Consider the following 16363-nt stretch of genomic DNA (forward strand, 5'->3'; position numbering starts at 1 on the left):
CAGCGACTACACTGGCCGCTGACCGAACCTCTGCCAGGAGCAAGCCATGCCCCATCCCGAGTCGTTGGCCAACCGCTTTGCCCGCCTGCAGGCAGCGGCGCGCAGCGACCCGAATCCGCCGCGCGCACTGCGCGAACGTCGGTTGCGAACGCTCGGCCGCCTGCTGCTCGACCACGAGCGGGCGATCGCCGATGCCGTGCGCCAGGACTTCGGCCACCGTTCGCCGGCCGAGACGAGGCTGCTCGAGATCTTCCCGAGCCACGAGGCGGTCCGGCACGCCCGGCGCCACCTGCGACGCTGGATGCAGCCGCAGGCGCGGCCGGTGTCGCTGTGGTTCCAGCCCGGCAGGGCGGAAGTGCGCCATCAGCCGCTCGGCGCCGTCGGCATCATCGTCCCCTGGAACTACCCGGTCTTCCTCGCCGCGGCACCGCTGGCGGCGGCGCTGGCGGCGGGCAACCGGGCGCTGGTCAAGATGTCGGAGAGTACCCCGGCCACCGCCGCTTTGTTCGCCGAACTCGTCGGCCGTCACTTCGCCGACGACGAGCTGTCGGTGGTCGAGGGCGACGTGACCGTGGCGCGCGAGTTCGCCGCGCTGCCCTTCGACCACCTGCTGTTCACCGGCTCGACGCCGGTCGGCCGGCAGGTCATGCAGGCGGCCGCCGCCAACCTGACGCCGGTCACCCTCGAACTCGGCGGCAAGTCGCCGGCGATCATCGGTCCGACGCTGGTCGGCAGCCCGGCTTTCGCGCATGCCGTCGAGAGGATCATCATCGGCAAGTGCCTGAACGCCGGCCAGACCTGCATCGCGCCCGACCATGTCCTGCTGCCGGCAGGTCTGGAGGATTCCTTCGTGCAGCACGCGCGCGCGGTGCTTGCCCGCTGCTACCCTCACATCGACGACAACGCCGACTACTCGGCGATCGTCGATCAGCGGCAGTATGCCCGCCTCGCGGGCTACGTCGACGAGGCGCGCGCCGCCGGCGCGACGATCGTCGACCTGCTGCCGGGCGCGACAGCCGATCCGGCACGGCGCCACCTGCCGCCGCTGGCGCTGCTCGGTGCCAACGACGGGCTGCGCGTCATGCAGGAGGAAATCTTCGGGCCGCTGCTGCCGATCATCCCCTACCGTGACCTCGGCCAGGCGATCCACCACGTCAACGAGCGACCGCGGCCGCTGGCGCTCTACTACTTCGACAACGACCGCGGCAACATCGAGCGCGTCCTCGACGAAACGGTGTCCGGCGGGGTGACGATCAACGACACGATCCTGCACATTGCGCAGGAGGAACTGCCCTTCGGTGGTGTCGGTCCGAGCGGCATGGGCTGCTATCACGGTTTCGCCGGCTTCGAGACCTTCTCGGTGCGCAAGGCGGTCTTCCGGCAGTCGCGGCTGTCGGCGATCGGCCTTTTCAAGCCGCCCTACGGTGTGCTGTTCGACCGCCTGACGCGTATCCTGTTGCGATGATCGTCAGCCGTCGCCAGTTCATCCGCACCGGCGTCGCCGGCAGCCTGCTGCTCGCCTTCTCCGGCTGGCTCAACGCTGCCGGCGAGCGGCGACTGAGCAGTGACGAGCGCGCGATGCTGGCGGCGATCGCCGGCGCGCTGCTCGACGGCGCGCTGCCGCCGGCTGGCGACGAGCGATCGCGGCTGGTCGCCCTCACCGTCGATGGCATCGCGCGTACGATCGCCGGCCTGTCGGTCGCCAGCCAGCGCGAAGTCGGCGAACTGTTCGGGCTGCTGGTGCTGGCGCCCGGGCGAATGGTCCTCGCCGGGGTCGGCAAGCCATGGCGCGAGGCCAGCGTCGACGACGTCAGCGCGTTCCTCGAGTCCTGGCGGACGAGCCGTCTGGCCCTGCTGCAGGGGGCCTACGCGGCGCTGCACGACCTGACTTTCGGCGCCTGGTACGCGCGTCCCGACACCTGGGAGGCGATTGCCTACCCTGGTCCACCGCGAGGCTACTTCTGATGCAGGACCCGATCCGCGCCGGCCTGGCTGCCGGCTGGAAGCACATCGACGCCGCCACCCTCGGCAAGGGGCAGACGGTCGAGGCCGACGTCGTCATCGTCGGCAGCGGCGCCGGTGGTGGCGTGACGGCGGACATCCTCAGCGCCAGCGGCCTGCGCGTCATCCTCGTCGAGGAGGGGCCGCTGCGCTCGTCGAGCGACTTCCGGATGCTCGAGTCCGAGGCCTATCCGGAGCTCTACCAGGATTCGGCGGCGCGCAAGACCATGGACAAGGCGATCAACATCCTGCAGGGGCGCTGCGTCGGTGGCTCGACGACGGTCAACTGGACGAGCAGCTTCCGGACGCCACCGGAAGTCTTCGCCTTCTGGCAGCGCCACTACGGCCTGCGTCAGTTGAGTGCCGAAGCGATGAGTTCGTGGTTCGCGGTGATGGAGCACAAGCTCTGGGTGCGCGCCTGGGAGACGCCACCGAACCCGAACAACAAGGTGCTCGCCGCCGGAGCGGAGAAACTCGGCATCCCGATCGGCGCCATCAAACGTAACGTCAAGGGCTGCTGGAACCTCGGCTACTGCGGTATGGGCTGCCCGACGAATGCCAAGCAGTCGATGTTGCTGACGACCATCCCGGCGGCGCTGAACCGCGGCGCGACGCTGTACACCCGGCTGCGCGCCGAGCGCCTGCGCTTCAGCGGTGGCCGCATCAGCGCCCTCGACTGCCTGGCGCTGCGGCCCGATGGCATCCATCCCTCCGGCAAGCGGCTGCAACTGCGCGCGCGGCACTTCGTCGCCGCCGCCGGTGCCATCGGCAGCCCGGCGCTGCTGCTGCGCAGCGGCGTTCCCGATCCGCATCGGCTGCTCGGCAAGCGCACCTTCCTGCACCCTGTGATCATCTCGTCGGCGGTGATGCCGGAGCGGGTCGACGCCTACGCCGGTGCGCCGCAGACCCTGTACTCGGACTTCTTCCTGCACCAGACGGCGATCGACGGTCCACTCGGCTTCAAGCTGGAAACGCCGCCGCTGCATCCGGTACTGTACGCGACGACGCTGCAGGGCTTCGGCGCCGCGCACGCCGCACTGATGCGCGAGTTCACCCGGGTCAATGTCGTCCTCGCGCTGCTGCGCGACGGCTTCCATCCCGAGAGCCAGGGCGGCCAGGTGCGGCTGGGCCGCGACGGCTTGCCGGTCCTCGACTACCCGCTCGGCGAAGTGATCTGGGAAGCGGCCCGGCGCGCTCTGCTGGCGATGGCCGAGATTCAGTTCGCCGCCGGCGCGCGCGCGGTGACGCCGGTGCACGAGACCGCGCCCCTCTACTCGAGCTGGGCGCAGGCGAAGAAGGGGATCGCCGAGCTGCCGCTGAAGCCCCTCCTGTGCCGCGTCGTCAGCGCGCACGTCATGGGCGGCTGCGGCATGGCCGACGTGCCGCAGCGCGGCGTCGCCGACCACCGTGGCCGGCACTTCTGGCTCGGCAACCTGTCGATTCACGACGGATCGCTGTTTCCGACCAGTCTCGGCGCCAATCCGCAACTTTCGATCTATGGCCTCGTGGCACGCAACGCCAGCCTGCTCGCCGCCGAGCTGTCGGGGCGGCCGCCGCCGCTGATTCCCTGACCCGGAGCCGTATCATGCTCGCCCGTGCCCTCTGCCTGTCGCTGCTGCTCGAGGTGGCGCTCTACGTGGCCATCGCGACGCAGCTCGGCGATGCCTCGCCGGCAACCGCGGCGGTCGCCGCCGTTGCCGGGGTTCTCGCCTTGCGGGCGCTGCTCGTCGCGACGAGCTACGCCTTTGCCCTCGCCTGGCACTCGCCGGCACCGCGGCTGGGCATGGTGCGGGCGTTGCGCATGGTGCTCGCCGAATACGCCGCCTTCGTCCTCAGCTTCGTCCTCATCTTTCCCGTCGAACGCTGGTGGATGGGTGCTGACCGCCTGCCTGCCGGCACCGCCGCGGCTGGCCGGCGGCGAGACCCGGTCCTGCTGGTGCACGGCTACGGTTGTTCGCGCGCCGCCTGGTGGTGGCTGCGGCGGCGGCTCGAGGCGGCCGGTTGGAGCGTGGCGACGATCAGCCTCGAACCGGTCTACGCGAGCATCGAGCATTACGTCGTTCCGCTGGCGCGGCGGATCGACGCCGTGCTGGCGCAGACCGGCGCCGAGCGCCTGCTGCTCGTCGGCCACAGCATGGGTGGGCTGGTGGCGCGCCGCTACCTGCAGCGCTGCGGCAGCGCGCGGGTGGCGAAGCTGGTGACGCTCGGCACGCCCCACCAGGGCAGCCAGCTCGCCTACATCGGCGCCGGCGACAACGCGCGCCAGATGCGTCCGCACGGCGACTGGCTGCGGGCCCTTGCCAACCCGGCGTCGCTGCTCGATACTGTGGTCATCTACAGTCCGCATGACAACTTCGTGATGCCGCAAGCCAATCTCGAGCTGCCCGGCGCGACCCATCGCGCGATCGACGGTCTCGGACACCTGGCGATGCTCTACTCGCCACGCGTCGCCAGCACGCTGCTCGCTGCACTCGCCGTGGACCCTGCGGCTGCCGGCAGCCAGCGATGAACGCCCGCCTGCTGCTCGCTGGCTGCTGTCTGCCGTTTGCGCTGCCGGCGGCGCTGGTCGCCGACGAGGTGTTCGTGACCCGCGGCGCCAACGGGCCGGTATTTTCCGACAGACCACAGCCTGGCGCCCGGCCGGTGACCCTGCCACCGCCCAACGTGGTCGAACCCGTGCCGGTCAGCCGAGCGCCGGCGCCGGCCAGCGCCACGCCCGGCGAAGCAGCCGGCAAGCGCGAAGCGGCGGCCGCGAGCTACCGCCGCCTGGCGATCACCTTTCCCGAGGATGGCGGCGCCGTCGTCGCCAATACTGTGCTGTTCGAGGTCCGCCTGGCGGTCGAACCGCGCCTGCAGCTTGGCGAAGGGCACGCCTTCGTCGTCGCGATCAACGGGCGGCAGGTCGAACAGCGCTTCACCGCCAGCGAGTTCATGATTCCGCCTGAGTTCTGGGGTGACACGCTGCCACCACCCAACCAGTTCCATCAGCTCGACGCGGCGATCGTCGACCCCTCCGGGCGGGTTCTGCTGCGCGCGCGGCCGGTGAGCTTCCAGCTGCGGCATGCGTCCATCGCGCCGCGGCGGCCATGGCAGCGGCCGCAGCCGCCAGTCGAAGTGAAGCCGCGGCCACCGGCGGGGCTGCAGCCGTCGCCGCCGCTGCCATCGCCGCTGGTGCATCCCGGCCTGCCGCCGCCGATGCCCTCGGCGCCACCACTCGCGACCAGGCCGGCGCCGCCGCCATCGGCGGTGGTGGATCCCGGCCTGCCGCCGCCGATGCCGCAAACCGGCTGGCCGTCACGATGACGTCCGGCGACGACGCGGCGCGCCGCAACTGCACGCGCGCCATCCGGGCGGCCCTCACCGGCGACTGGGAGCAGGCGCACGTCATCGTCCAGGATCTGGACGACCCGCTGGCGTGCTGGATCCATGCGATCCTGCACAAGATCGAGGGCGATGCCTGGAACAGCCGCTATTGGTACGAGCGCAGCCGCGGCCACCAATACCAGGACCACGCCGACGCCCGCAGCGAACTCCTCGCCGCGCTGGCCGAGGCCGACAGGGAATAGTCAACCGATGGGACCACAAACACGCTTCATCACCTCCGAGATCTGCCAGGTCGGCGGTCCCGGGCAGACCGACCAGAGCGACGCGGCGATCTATCTCGTCCACTTCGCCGACACCGCCGTACTGATCGACGCCGGCAGCGGGCGCGCCGGCGAGCGCGTGCTGATGAACATCGAGGCCGCCGGCGTACAGCCGGAGCAGGTCGAGGCGCTGCTGCTGACGCACTGCCACTATGACCACAGCGGCGGCGCGTCCGAGTTCCGCCGGCGGTTCGGCTGGCAGGTGGCGATTCATGAGCTCGAGGCCGCCTGGCTCGAAGCCGGCGACAGCCAGGTCAGCGCCGCCTGCTGGTATGGCGACCACCTGACTCCGTGCCCGGTCGACCGCCGCCTCGCCGGCGGCGACCGCATCCTCCTCGCCGGCCGCCCGCTCGAGGTGGTCCATATCCCCGGCCACTCGCCCGGATCGGTCGCTTTCGTCGTCGACTCGGACGATCGCCGCGTCGTCTTCGCGCAGGACGTGCACGGGCCGATCCACGCCGCGCTGCGCTCCAGCGTCAGGGACTACCGGGCATCGCTGCGCAAGCTGCTGGCGCTCGAAGCCGACATCCTCTGCGAGGGCCACTATGGCATCTTCGTCGGCAAGGCGAAAGTCGCCAGCTTCATCGAGCGCTTCATCGATGGCTGAGCGAGCGTGACGCGCAACCGGCAGGTCCTCCTCGTTGCGCGCCCGCGCGGTGCAGCCGCAGCGGACAACTTCCGGCTCGTCGAGACCGAGATACCCGCGCTCGCCGACAGACAGGTGCTGGTGCGCCACCATTACCTCAGCCTCGACCCCTACATGCGCGGCCGCATGAACGGCGGCGAGAGCTACGCCGAGCCGCAGGCGCTCGGCGAGGTGATGATCGGCGGCACCGTCGGCGAGATCGTCGCCTCGCGCAGCAACCGCTACCGCGTCGGCGACCAGGTCGTCGGCATGGGCGGCTGGCAGGAATACCAGATCGTCGATGGCGAGTGCGCCGGCGCGCTGCGCCGGGTCGACGGTACGGCAATCCCGCTCTCGGCCCACCTCGGCGCCGTCGGCATGCCGGGCGTCACCGCCTGGTACGGGCTGTTGCAACTGATCGCGCCGCAGAGCGGCGAGACGATCGTCGTCTCGGCCGCCAGCGGTGCCGTCGGCAGCGTCGTCGGCCAACTCGCCAGGCTGCGCGGCTGCCGCGTCGTCGGCATCGCCGGCGGGCCGGAGAAATGCCGCGCCGTGGTCGAGGAGTTCGGCTTCGACGCCTGCATCGACCACCGCCTGCATGGCGACACCCGCTCGCTCGCCGATGCCCTCGCCGCCGCCTGCCCGGACGGCGTCGACGGCCACTTCGAGAACGTCGGCGGCAGAATCCTCGACGCCGTCCTGCGGCGCTGCAACCCCTTCGCCCGCATCGCCATCTGCGGCCTGATCGCCGGCTACGATGGCCAGGCGATACCGCTTCGCGAACCGCAACTGATCCTGCTGCGGCGGCTGAAACTGCAGGGTTTCATCGTCAGCGAGCACCTCGACTTCTGGCCACCGGCGCTGCGCGAACTCGGCGAACTCGTCGCCAGCGGACGGTTGCGCCATCGTGAGAGCATCGTGCACGGAATCGAGAACGCGCCGGCGGCATTCATCGGCCTGCTGCACGGGCAGAACTTCGGCAAGCAGCTGGTGCGGCTGAGCTGATTCCGGGGCCACAATTGACCTCTTCGTCGTCGTTCCACACCGCAGCCGAGCTTTGCTGAGTGGCGGTCCCGCCGCTGGACCTGGTGTGCCTGTTTTCGTACGCTTTGCGGAGATGAGGAGCCACACATGACCATCCTGACCGCCCGCGAAGCGCGTGCGAATCTGTATCGCCTGATCGATCAAACCTCGGAGTCACATCAGCCGATCTTCATTTCGGGCAGGAGAACCAGCGCCGTGCTGGTTTCTGCAGAGGATTGGCAGGCGATTCATGAAACACTGTTCCTGCTTTCCGTTCCCGGACTCCGCGACTCGATGTGGACGCACTACGAATAGCGCCGGCCAGCGAAGCAGGGGGCATCGTTCGCCGGCACGATCGGCGAACCGCGCATGGCAGGAAGAGGGCGGCGATCGGCCTCGGCTCTTCGCGCCTGCTTCGGACACCCGGTCACGTTGCGAAGCATAGGAGATGTAGTTCGCGCCGGCATCGCGGATGCGCGGAAACTGCTGCCGGAAGAGATCGACGTAGACATGGGCGGCGACGAACAGCTGAAGAGCACGATGCGGCCGCGAAAGTGGAGATCGAAAGCCAATTGTGCCGCACGCAGCGCGGTGACCGGCGCCGTGGATGATCACGAGTGCGGCAAGCCGCGAATCCACGGCCAGGCGCGCGACATCCTGCCGCTTGTACCGCGCCAGCCGTGTCCGCGGGATCGACCTTCCCGCGGGCTCGAGTCTGTCGAAGAAATTTACAGGCTGGTGCCGAACGGTGGCTCGGTCGTGCCACGAAAGCGATCGCACAATTCAATTGCAACAAGCACTTGAATTCGTTTTTCAGCTGCTGGCACGGAACATGCTAGGGTTGTTGTGCCGCAATCCAGACGCGATTGCCCAACCAACTACCATGGAGAAGAAAATGATGTCCTTCCGCAAAACCATCCTGGCCGCCGCGCTGCTTACCGTCGCCGGAGCGGCGACCGCGGCGAGTGTAACCGTCCAGTTCCCGACGAGTTCGGCAACGGTCGTGGCCTCGGTTGGCTCCCTGTCCCCGACCGAGGTCGGCTGGTTCTGGTCTGCTGCACGCGGCGACCTCGTCTCGGAGAACTACCCCGGCACGGGCCTGTTCAACCCGAGCTCGCTGTCGATGGATCTCAACGTGACGCGGAATGTACTGTCGTCCGGGCAGTCGGTAGTCTGGGACGTGCTGGTCAACAGTGTCGACGTCGGCGACTGGATCTGGTCTTCTGCCGATGGCACGGGCCTGACCAACATCGCGCTGGCATTCGCTCCGATCGCGGGCGAATTCAACTCGCTCGCGCTGGTCGTCAAGAACGAGGTTCCCGGCGGCGCGGGATCAATCGCACTCGGCCTGGACACGAGGACGACCGTATCGAACGAGGTCCCGGAGCCCGGCACCATGCTCCTGCTGGGCCTGACGATGGCCGGTCTTGCCGCCAGCCGTCGCCGCCAGTAAGCGTGCTTCTGCGTCGCGATTGAGCAGGCCGGGTCGGCTTCCGACCCGGCCGCTTTCGTTTGCGGCGTCCGTCCACCGCGAATGGCCTTCGCCGATGCGGCATGGACAGAGCCCGGAATGAGGAATGGGCAGGAGGCTGCCCGACTGGCAGCTGAGCCTGCAGGCGGCGACCGCCGTCGACGCGCAGGAGGCTGCGGCGGACGACCTGATGACGCCGGCTTCAGCGCGGAAAGTACCAGTAGCGCGGCCGGTCGGACTGCGCGAGACCGCGCTGCGACGCCGGCAGCCCTGCGCCGACGAGGACGCCGATGTCCGTCAGCAGGCTGCGCCGGTCAGAGAAGTAGCTGTGCCCCAGCCCCAGCCCGAGCACGCTCGTACCCACCGCCGTCGCGTCGATCGTCTCGAGGCCGTCGGTGATGAACGGTGTGCCGTCGATCGCACCGACGCGCTCGCCCCGGTGCAGCAGCGAAGAGAAGAACAGCGCCCGGTCGCGTTGCGAAGCGTAGGAGGTGTAGTTCGCGCCGGCGTCGCGGATGCGCGGAAACTGCTGCCGGAAGAGATCCACATAGACATCGGCGGCGACGAACAGCACCTGTGCGAGCTTGCCGTTCGGCCAGGCGTCGCCGGCCAGCCCGTGCAGCAGCACGCGGTTGCCCATGCTGTGTGCCAGCAGGTGGACCTGGCTCCACGGGCCGTCGGCGAGCGATTCGAGGAAGCCGCGGAAGGTGTGCGCCGAGAGCAGCGCGCGCTCCTCGTCGGCGCCATAGCCGAGCAGCGAGCCGCAGGACGGCCAGCTGAAGAGCACGACGCGGCCGCGAAAGCGGAGATCGAAAGCCAGTTGCGCCGCCCGCCGCGCGGCTTCCTCGAAACTGACGTTGTAACCGTGGGTGAACACCAACAGGCCGTTGGCGGCCTCGGGCTCGGCCGCGAGCCGGCTGAGGAACGCGTCGCCCGACAATGCCTCGACTTCGCCGAGTACGACGTACCGCCGCTTGTCCTTCGCGTCGCCGAGCCGGTTCCACCACGCGCGCTGCTCGACATGACCGAGACGGTGGCGATCGATCGGGATGGTGACGCGTGCCAGTCCGTACGCCAGCTGCCCGGCAGGGTCGGCCGTGAAGCGCTCCTCACCGGCCCTCGCGAGCTGCCGGTTGGTGGCGAAATGGATGTCGATCGTGCACGGCTCGGCCTCGGCGCTGATGGCGGTGGCCAGCCGCGCGCTGCCGTCGCCGGCCAGGGCAGCGGCCTCGGCGCTGGCCAGCGGCGCGCAGACGGCACCGGCGCTGCCGAGTGCGCGGGTCTTGCCGAGAGCCAGCTGACTGCGGACGATCAGCTCGCGGACGAAGGCGTAGGCCGGCGTCCCCTCGAGCAGGTCGAGCAGGTCGTCCAGGATCAGCGCCACGGCGTCGGCGTTCGCAGCGGTCGCCAGGCGCCCGGCCAGCGCCGCCAGCGACGCCTGCAGCGCCGGAGTGGGATCGCCCAGGCGGATGTGGATACTGTCCCAGTTGCCGAGCAGTGCGTCGAGCAAGGCGAGCTGTTGCAGGTCCTCATTCATTTCTCATTCCCTTCCACAAATGATGAATGCCGCCCAGAACCACGGCGCCGCGTACGGACGGTGGTCCGCGGCGTGACTGCGCAAGGCACTGCGCGTGGCCGCCGCGAGCGGACCAGCCGGCGGCGGCAGCTCCTTCGCCGCGCGCAGGAGCGCCATCAGTTCGGCGACGCTCACCGTCCGCAGCCAGCGCTGCGCATCGCGCAACGCGCATGCCGGCGGCTTCGCGCCGCCGGCCAGTTCGCGGTAGAAGCGGCCGACGAGGAAGGCCGACGCGACGTCATCCACCGGCCAGAGCGAGGCGAGCACGCTGCGCGTACCGGCGTGCAGGAAGGCGGCGGGAAAGCCGAGCGACTCGTCGGGGGTCGAGGCGACGCGCGCCATCGCCGTCTCGCAGGCCGACAGGGCGAGCAGCGCCGGCGGCCGGCCGGCGAGCGCGGGCAGCAGCGATTCGATCGTCAGCCGCTCGCCGCCGGCGAGGAAGACGCACGATTGCAGCGGGCGCTCGAGGTCGAAGCGCGCGTGCGTCGCGAGATGCAGGATGTCGACGCGGCCGAGCGCCGCGACCACTGCCGCCGGTGTCGCCTCGTCGTTGCCGAGCAGCGTGGCTGGCGTGGCGAGCGCCTGCTGCACCCAGGCGCACTCGACGGCGGCAAAGGGCAGGTCGCGCAGCGGATCTGCGACCAGCAGCGCCGACGCGCGACCGTCGTTCGCCGGGCGTGCCGCGAGGAGGGCGCGAATCGACGGCGCGTAGCGGATCACATGCTCGTCGAGCAGCCAGTGTCGCTCGCCTCGATCGTCCGCGTACCACGCCGCGTGCAGCGGAAAGACGCTGCTGCCGCCCTGGTGCAACCACAGCAGTTCACCGTCCGCGGCGACGCCGAGCGCCGGCAGCCGCTGCAGAAGCGGCTGCCAGAGCTCTTCGAAGAGGACGCGGCCGGTCTCGTCGATCGTCTGCCGCCACGCCGCCGCCTGCGCATGCTGCCGATGGTAGGCGAGCAGCCAGCCGCCGAGCGCCGTCGCATGCGCATCACCGCGTTGCAGTTGCAGCAGGCGCTGGCGCCCGAACTGGGGCAGCCACACCGTCTCGCTGCCACCCGCGGCGACGATGGTGACGGCGCCGGGCTCGGCCGCGAAGTTGGCGCAGAGCAGTGCACCGCCGGCCGGCACCAGGCCGGCGAGATCGGCGCTCGTCCAGTCGCGGTTATCCGTCCGCCAGAAGAGGGCCTTGCCGCGGTCGAGTTCGAGCAGCGCTTCGTCGCTACGCCCGAGGCGCAGCAGGCAGTGGGCGAGCAGGGCGGCGGAATCGCGGAACTCCCAAATCCGCTCCATGCGTCCGGCGATGCTGCTCGCCTCGGCGAGGGCAGTCGTCGCCTCGGCCAGCGCGTCGCGCAGCGTCGCTGCGGCCTGCTCGAATCGCCCCGCCAGCAACAGGCCGTCGGCGATCACCTGGCGCACGACGCGGCGGTCGCGCAACGCTTCCGGCGCCGACAACAGCGCCAGCGCGGCCTGGCCGTGCGCCAGCAGCGGCTCGACCTGCGCCAGGTCGCCGGCGGCGATGCCCTCGAGGCAGATGTCGGTGTGGAAGCTCTCGACCGTCGCCCGCAGTGCCGGACTGAGCGCCGGGTCGATGAGCGGTGCCGCCTCGTCGCAGAGCGCGCGCGCCTCGGCCAGGGCTGCGGCGTCGCTGCGACCGGGCCGCAGGAGCACGCGCGCCAGCGCGAGCAGCGCCTCGGCGCGCAGGCGCCAGCCGGCGGCCGGCGGGCAGGCAGCCAGCGCATCGCGGGCGTAGCTCTCGGCCGTGGCGAGGTTGGCCGCGGCGTCGCCCAGGCAGCGGAAGCGGAAGCACTCGCTGAGCGCGAGCCAGGTCTCGACGCGCGCACCCGTTGCCGCGGCAGGCAACGCGGCGAGCACCTGTGCGTGCCGTGCGAGCCGTCGTTCGAGCGCGGCGCCGAAGTCGGCGTCGGGCTCCTCCTGGCAGGCGACCGCGAGCGCATTCATCGCCGCCGCCCAGCGCTCGGGCTCGCTGTCGCGATCGATGAGCGCCGCTCCCTGCTCGAGGTAGGCGACCCGCTTGTGCCAGTTGGCCCAGGGGTCACCCAGCGTGTGGAACTGATACAGCGGCGCCAGGATCGCCGCGAGGTACGGACGCTCGCCGACCGCACACTCGAGGTGCTCGATCGCCTCCTGCTGCTGCGCCGGCGTCAGTGGCGCCTGTCGCGCCAGCAGCCAGCCGATGCCTTCGTGGCACGCCAGCCAGCTGTCGCGTTCGCTGGCCGGATCCCAGACCTCGAGCGCGTCGCGGTAGGCCGCGGCGGCGGCCGGCGGGTCGATCTCCTCCGACAGCGCAGCGTAGCGGCTGCGCAACGCCGCCCAGCGGCGCGGATCCGCCATCCGGTCGACGCTCTGCGCGGCTTCCGCCAGCAACTCGCGCCCGCGCTCCGCGTCGCGCTCCAGGTCGAGCGCCGCCAGTTCGGCAAGCAGCGATTGCAGTCGCCGCCGCCGATCCTCCGGGTCGCTCGTCACGCCAACCGCTGCCGTGCCATCACCCATGTCCTGCCCACCCCGACTCACCACCTCTCGACCCGGCTGGAAAGGCCGGGTCACCCTGCCTTCAGGATAGGCAATGCGGTCGGCGCAGCGCAAGTACTCTGCCGACGCGTTCGCCAATGCGCCCATCGACTGGTGTCGCACGCCGCGTCGAGCCGCCGGGCGGGCGGGACCGCCCGGCATCGATCATCTGCTTGCCGCTGCTGTCCCGGCATGGTTACACTGATGCCGTGCACCGCGACCGGAACGACGACGAGCGAAGATTTCCCAACGCACTCACCCTTGCGAGTTGAGCAGCCATGGACCCCAGCGACGACCCCCACATCGACTTGCTGCAAGACATCGAGAACGGCCTGAAGGCCGAGTATGAGCGGCACCCCAACTTGACCGATACCCTGTGCATCTTCGCCCTGGAGAACGCCAAGGTGGCGGTCAAGCAGGCATTCGGCTACGGCAGGAACGAGCAGGTCGCTCGCAACCCGCTGACCGCTGGCATCGTCGACGGCTGCGTAGAGGTTGCCCGCGCGCGCGTCGACAGGGTCGATGCGCTGACGCTCAGGGAGTTCAATGCCCGCGTCGACAGGATCATCCGCTCCGTCCGGCGACACTCGAAGGACGGTCCGCGCGCCTACTACGAGTTCATCAGACACTATGTTTGACGATGAGGACAACGGCAGCGACAAGAGCGGTTCGCCAGTCGCTGCCGCGACTTGCACATCGACGGTTGGCGGACCGCGTACCGCGGCGCGCTCAACGGTAACCGGAGACCGGAGGAAGACATGCAGATCAAGGGAGCCCTCGTTGACGCAGTGAGGAATCGGCAAGCCGTGCTCTTTGCTGGCGCCGGAATTTCGTGGAAAGCCATCGGCTTTGGTGGGGCGTACATCCGGGATCAGCTCGGCATGCAGATCAAGCGCGACTACCCGGACTACGACTACGGCGCCCGCTCGCTGGAAGACGTCTGTGACGAGTATGTCGCGCTCAATGACCAGATCACTCTGGTAGACCGTCTGGCGGCGCTGGTTCCCCAGGACAGGGAGCCGCAGGAGAGCCATCTGGCGGCCGTGAAGGCGTTCCGCTTCATCGTCACGACCAATTGGGATCTCCTGTTTGAAGCCGCCTACCGGAAGATCAACCAGCATTACCAGGTGCTTTCGCAGGATGCGGACGCGCCGATGTTCAATTACGACCAGCACAATCTGCTGAAGATCCACGGCTCCGGCGATAGACCGCTGTCGCTGGTGGCGACGACGGATGACTACGAGAACTACGCCGAGACGCATGCCAGGCTGCTCGACAGGGTCGCCGAGCTGCTGCAGAACAACACCGTCCTGTTCGTCGGCTACGGGCTGCGCGACGAGCATGTGCGGCGCCTGCTGTCGCGGATTCGTGGCAAGCGACAACAGTGGACGCGCAAGGCGTACGCCGTCGGCTTTTTCGACGAGGTGCGGACGAAGCTCCTGGCGAGCCGGCAGATCGAGGCCATCCGCGCCGATGCTGACGAGTTCCTGAGCGAGCTTGCCGTCCAGGCTGGCGTCACCTGAGCCGGCGGCCGCCCCAGCGCGGGCGATTCGGGCTGAAAAACGGTGACGGGCTGAAAAACGGTGACAGTGTAAGGTCCGAGGAAGCCGAACTGTAACCGGTAACTGGGCGGCGTTCGCCCCGCCTACGGAGCCTGCCGGTGCAGGGGAGAACGCCGCAGAGTTGCCGGTTACTCCGCAGCCGTTCAATGGGGCAAGGCTACCACTTATCCTGCTGTCCGAATTTCCGGCGCCACCTCTCAAGGCGGCGGGGTCACAAGGCGGCGGGGTCTCGACTCTTGCCTCACAAGAGGAGCGACTGACGGGGGCAAGTCCTGCCTCTTGCCCCGATCGCCTCGATACCGCCACTTTGGTGGCCATGATCCGGGGCGTTGACATCTGATGCGACGAGGAATAGCATCGCGCATCATGCGCACCACGATCGACATCGACGACCCGGTACTCAAGGACCTGAAGCGCCTGCAGCAGCGCGAGGGCAAGTCGCTCGGGCGCTTGGTGTCGGACCTGCTGGCGCAGTCGCTGGCGACTGCCGCCTCGAAGCGTGACGCGACGGCACCGGTCTTCGCCTGGTGCAGCAAGGACATGCAGGCGAAGGTCGAATTGTCCGACAAGAACGCTCTGCTCGACGCCATGGATTAGCGGCGGCCGTGAGCTTCGGAATCGACGTCAACATCCTGCTCTACGCGTCCGACCGAAGCAGTCCGTGGCACGAGAAGGCGTCGGCCTTCCTGCAACGGTGCGCGGCGGGAAGCGAGGTGTTCTGCATCGCCTGGGTGACCGCCCTGAGCTATCTGCGCATGGCCACGCACGGATCGATCTTCGCCCAGCCCTTGTCAGCCGACGAGGCAGCCGGCAATGTGGAAGCTCTGTTGGCGCTTCCACACTGTCGCGCGCTGGGGGAGGACGAGGGGTTTTGGGAGGTCTATCGTCAGGTGACGCGCGCCTTTTCCGTCCGTGGCAATCTCGTCCCGGACGCACACTTGGCCGCTGTCCTGCGTCAACACGGCGTGGTCACGCTCTACACGCACGACCGCGACTTCCGGAAGTTCGACTTCTTGCGGGCCATCGATCCGCTGGTGTAGTTCCGGGGTCGTCGAAAAACGGTGACAGTATAAGAATTGGGTTTGTCGGTTGCGACGCTGGCGTGCCGGGAACTCCGATGCGACCAGACATGCGGTGCCCACATCGACGCAAGGTCGACCATTGGAGCTTTCACTTGGGAAGTCCTGGGCCGCCGGTCTCGACGGCCCCGGGAACGGGGTGTCTGCGGGAATTTCCGGAAGAAGCCGATCTGCTGGTCAGTCGCCGCCAGCAGCGAGCCCGGGTCGGCTATGAGCCGGTGCGACGCGCGCTTCCCTGATTCTCGTGCGGACAGCAGAGCAATGCCAGAGCGAGCCCGAGCAGCGGCAGCGAAGCCGGTTCGGGGATGTTGCCGCCCGGCTGCACTTCGACGCGGGCGGCCCCTGGCGTCCCACTCGGTGGCTGCTGGTCGCCCTGGGTGTCGGCGAGAACGATGTCGGACAGGGTCAGGGTACTGAATCCCGGTGCCTGGAGCACGAAAGTCAGGCTGGCGATGCTGCCTGCGAGTGGCCCCGCCGTGCTGTCCAGGCCGGTGAAGGTCGGGTCGAGGAAGGTCGCGCTGATCCGGCCTGCGGGGCTTTCGAAGGGCGGCACCGAGGCCCAGCCTGGGGTCAGCGAACCCTCGGCGGTGGCAAGGTATTGCAGCACGGCCGGGTCATAGTTCAACACGAAGTCCATTCCCAGCAGGGTATCGCCGCCGTCGAGCGTGAGATTGACATCGACGACCACTTGCCCACCCACCGTCCCGCTGGATGGCGTGGCGTGCAGCGAGAGGGCATAGGCAGCCGCAGCGGGTGCCGAAAGGCCAACGGCTGTGGCAGCCGCCAGCGAGGCAAGGATGATGCGAGGGCTCATGGGGCGGGGTTCCCGGATGGTCGATGGAAGCCTGCCGTG

General features: G+C 69.2%; 17 protein-coding genes. 14 read left to right on the forward strand and 3 right to left on the reverse strand.

The genetic code is table 11. The features are described 5' to 3' along the window. Positions 1 to 46 precede the first annotated feature (46 nt). The 10 genes from V5B60_RS15375 (at position 47) to V5B60_RS15420 (ending at position 8746) form a co-directional block, all read left to right on the forward strand. Positions 47 to 1465, forward strand: a complete 1419-nt coding sequence (locus V5B60_RS15375) for a coniferyl aldehyde dehydrogenase (protein ID WP_332347865.1) — start codon at positions 47 to 49, stop codon at positions 1463 to 1465. Continuing rightward, on the forward strand, positions 1462 to 1965 hold the full coding sequence (locus V5B60_RS15380) for a hypothetical protein (protein WP_332347866.1): 504 nt from the start codon (positions 1462 to 1464) through the stop codon (positions 1963 to 1965). The genes V5B60_RS15375 and V5B60_RS15380 overlap by 4 nt, the downstream gene beginning before the upstream one ends. After that, positions 1965 to 3572 (forward strand): GMC family oxidoreductase, encoded by a 1608-nt coding sequence (locus V5B60_RS15385; protein WP_332347867.1) that lies wholly within the window; start codon positions 1965 to 1967, stop codon positions 3570 to 3572. The genes V5B60_RS15380 and V5B60_RS15385 overlap by 1 nt, the downstream gene beginning before the upstream one ends. Positions 3573 to 3586: 14 nt before the next feature. After that, positions 3587 to 4510, forward strand: coding sequence for an esterase/lipase family protein (locus V5B60_RS15390; RefSeq protein ID WP_332347869.1), 924 nt, complete (start codon positions 3587 to 3589; stop codon positions 4508 to 4510). After that, a complete protein-coding gene (locus V5B60_RS15395; protein WP_332347872.1) occupies positions 4507 to 5304 on the forward strand; it encodes a hypothetical protein in 798 nt (265 codons plus the stop codon). Before V5B60_RS15390 ends, V5B60_RS15395 begins: the two co-directional genes overlap by 4 nt. Further along, positions 5301 to 5567 carry a hypothetical protein gene (locus V5B60_RS15400; RefSeq protein WP_332347874.1) on the forward strand — a complete coding sequence of 89 codons (267 nt, stop codon included), beginning with the start codon at positions 5301 to 5303 and terminating at the stop codon, positions 5565 to 5567. Before V5B60_RS15395 ends, V5B60_RS15400 begins: the two co-directional genes overlap by 4 nt. 7 nt (positions 5568 to 5574) lie before the next feature. After that, entirely contained in the window at positions 5575 to 6252 is a 678-nt protein-coding gene (locus V5B60_RS15405; protein WP_332347877.1) for an MBL fold metallo-hydrolase, read from the forward strand. Positions 6253 to 6258: 6 nt separating this feature from the next. Continuing rightward, a complete protein-coding gene (locus V5B60_RS15410; protein WP_332347879.1) occupies positions 6259 to 7275 on the forward strand; it encodes an NADP-dependent oxidoreductase in 1017 nt (338 codons plus the stop codon). Between the two features lie 126 nt (positions 7276 to 7401). Further along, a complete protein-coding gene (locus V5B60_RS15415; protein WP_332347881.1) occupies positions 7402 to 7608 on the forward strand; it encodes a type II toxin-antitoxin system Phd/YefM family antitoxin in 207 nt (68 codons plus the stop codon). Positions 7609 to 7900: 292 nt separating this feature from the next. Continuing rightward, entirely contained in the window at positions 7901 to 8746 is an 846-nt protein-coding gene (locus tag V5B60_RS15420; protein ID WP_332347883.1) for a PEP-CTERM sorting domain-containing protein, read from the forward strand. Positions 8747 to 8966: 220 nt separating this feature from the next. Here V5B60_RS15420 and V5B60_RS15425 read toward each other — a convergent pair whose 3' ends face one another. Further along, positions 8967 to 10301: an alpha/beta hydrolase gene (locus V5B60_RS15425; RefSeq protein ID WP_332347885.1), complete on the reverse strand. Its 1335-nt coding sequence runs from the start codon at positions 10299 to 10301 to the stop codon at positions 8967 to 8969. A 3-nt stretch (positions 10302 to 10304) separates the two neighbouring features. After that, positions 10305 to 12872 carry a CHAT domain-containing protein gene (locus V5B60_RS15430; protein WP_332347888.1) on the reverse strand — a complete coding sequence of 856 codons (2568 nt, stop codon included), beginning with the start codon at positions 12870 to 12872 and terminating at the stop codon, positions 10305 to 10307. Positions 12873 to 13147: 275 nt separating this feature from the next. On the opposite strand from V5B60_RS15430, the gene V5B60_RS15435 reads away from it, so the two are divergent. The 4 genes from V5B60_RS15435 to V5B60_RS15450 all read left to right on the forward strand — a co-directional run bounded on the left by V5B60_RS15435 (position 13148) and on the right by V5B60_RS15450 (position 15471). Further along, positions 13148 to 13507: a hypothetical protein gene (locus V5B60_RS15435; protein WP_332347889.1), complete on the forward strand. Its 360-nt coding sequence runs from the start codon at positions 13148 to 13150 to the stop codon at positions 13505 to 13507. A gap of 120 nt (positions 13508 to 13627) precedes the next feature. After that, entirely contained in the window at positions 13628 to 14392 is a 765-nt protein-coding gene (locus tag V5B60_RS15440; protein WP_332347891.1) for an SIR2 family NAD-dependent protein deacylase, read from the forward strand. A 405-nt stretch (positions 14393 to 14797) separates the two neighbouring features. Beyond that, positions 14798 to 15028 (forward strand): antitoxin, encoded by a 231-nt coding sequence (locus V5B60_RS15445; RefSeq protein ID WP_332347893.1) that lies wholly within the window; start codon positions 14798 to 14800, stop codon positions 15026 to 15028. Between the two features lie 8 nt (positions 15029 to 15036). Next, positions 15037 to 15471: a TA system VapC family ribonuclease toxin gene (locus V5B60_RS15450; RefSeq protein ID WP_332347896.1), complete on the forward strand. Its 435-nt coding sequence runs from the start codon at positions 15037 to 15039 to the stop codon at positions 15469 to 15471. A gap of 247 nt (positions 15472 to 15718) precedes the next feature. Here V5B60_RS15450 and V5B60_RS15455 read toward each other — a convergent pair whose 3' ends face one another. Then, positions 15719 to 16324, reverse strand: coding sequence for a cohesin domain-containing protein (locus V5B60_RS15455; protein WP_332347898.1), 606 nt, complete (start codon positions 16322 to 16324; stop codon positions 15719 to 15721). Positions 16325 to 16363: the final 39 nt, after the last annotated feature.

Origin of the sequence: Accumulibacter sp. (assembly GCF_036625195.1) — a bacterium.
GTDB lineage: Bacteria > Pseudomonadota > Gammaproteobacteria > Burkholderiales > Rhodocyclaceae > Accumulibacter.

Bases quoted from the DNA above. Each gene is read 5' to 3' on its own strand.
- V5B60_RS15375 (WP_332347865.1), top strand. From the start codon at position 47: ATGCCCCATCCCGAGTCGTTGGCCAACCGCTTTGCCCGCCTGCAGGCA.
- V5B60_RS15380 (WP_332347866.1), top strand. From the start codon at position 1,462: ATGATCGTCAGCCGTCGCCAGTTCATCCGCACCGGCGTCGCCGGCAGC.
- V5B60_RS15385 (WP_332347867.1), top strand. From the start codon at position 1,965: ATGCAGGACCCGATCCGCGCCGGCCTGGCTGCCGGCTGGAAGCACATC.
- V5B60_RS15390 (WP_332347869.1), top strand. From the start codon at position 3,587: ATGCTCGCCCGTGCCCTCTGCCTGTCGCTGCTGCTCGAGGTGGCGCTC.
- V5B60_RS15395 (WP_332347872.1), top strand. From the start codon at position 4,507: ATGAACGCCCGCCTGCTGCTCGCTGGCTGCTGTCTGCCGTTTGCGCTG.
- V5B60_RS15400 (WP_332347874.1), top strand. From the start codon at position 5,301: ATGACGTCCGGCGACGACGCGGCGCGCCGCAACTGCACGCGCGCCATC.
- V5B60_RS15405 (WP_332347877.1), top strand. From the start codon at position 5,575: ATGGGACCACAAACACGCTTCATCACCTCCGAGATCTGCCAGGTCGGC.
- V5B60_RS15415 (WP_332347881.1), top strand. From the start codon at position 7,402: ATGACCATCCTGACCGCCCGCGAAGCGCGTGCGAATCTGTATCGCCTG.
- V5B60_RS15420 (WP_332347883.1), top strand. From the start codon at position 7,901: ATGATCACGAGTGCGGCAAGCCGCGAATCCACGGCCAGGCGCGCGACA.
- V5B60_RS15425 (WP_332347885.1), bottom strand. From the start codon at position 10,301: ATGAATGAGGACCTGCAACAGCTCGCCTTGCTCGACGCACTGCTCGGC.
- V5B60_RS15435 (WP_332347889.1), top strand. From the start codon at position 13,148: ATGGACCCCAGCGACGACCCCCACATCGACTTGCTGCAAGACATCGAG.
- V5B60_RS15440 (WP_332347891.1), top strand. From the start codon at position 13,628: ATGCAGATCAAGGGAGCCCTCGTTGACGCAGTGAGGAATCGGCAAGCC.
- V5B60_RS15445 (WP_332347893.1), top strand. From the start codon at position 14,798: ATGCGCACCACGATCGACATCGACGACCCGGTACTCAAGGACCTGAAG.
- V5B60_RS15455 (WP_332347898.1), bottom strand. From the start codon at position 16,324: ATGAGCCCTCGCATCATCCTTGCCTCGCTGGCGGCTGCCACAGCCGTT.